The following is a 390-nucleotide window of genomic DNA, read 5'->3' as shown; positions in this document are numbered from 1 at the left end:
ACTTGAATTTTAATGGGACGGATCAGTTTACGGTATTGGTGTCGGATGGTCAAGGAGGAACGGCGGTTTCAACGGTGACCATTAACGTTATCCCTGTAAATGATCCCCCAATTACGTCCAATGTCAGCTTTACGATTGCGGAAGATAGTACGTTAATCAATCAAGTAGTGGCGGTAGATCCCGACGGAAACCCGTTAACGTTTAGCCTGCAAACAGCACCAGGCAACGGAGTGGCCGTGGTGAATGCGGACGGAACGTTTAGCTATCAGCCGAACCTGAACTTTAATGGGACGGATCAGTTTACGGTATTGGTGTCGGATGGCCAAGGAGGAACGGCGGTTTCAACGGTGACGGTGATTGTTACACCTGTAAACGATGCACCGACGGTGC

At 49.7% G+C, this 390-nt stretch carries 1 protein-coding gene; it reads left to right on the top strand.

The genetic code is table 11. The annotated features are described in order from the left end of the window. A partial coding sequence (locus LJC66_RS27465; protein ID WP_230933931.1) for a tandem-95 repeat protein occupies positions 1 to 390 on the top strand: 390 nt, incomplete at both ends.

The sequence above is a fragment of the Priestia sp. TSO9 genome (genome assembly GCF_021029645.1).
GTDB lineage: Bacteria > Bacillota > Bacilli > Bacillales > Bacillaceae_H > Priestia > Priestia megaterium_E.
The sequence above is the reverse complement of the archived record's forward strand: the minus strand, read 5'-3'. Positions and strand labels throughout refer to the sequence as shown.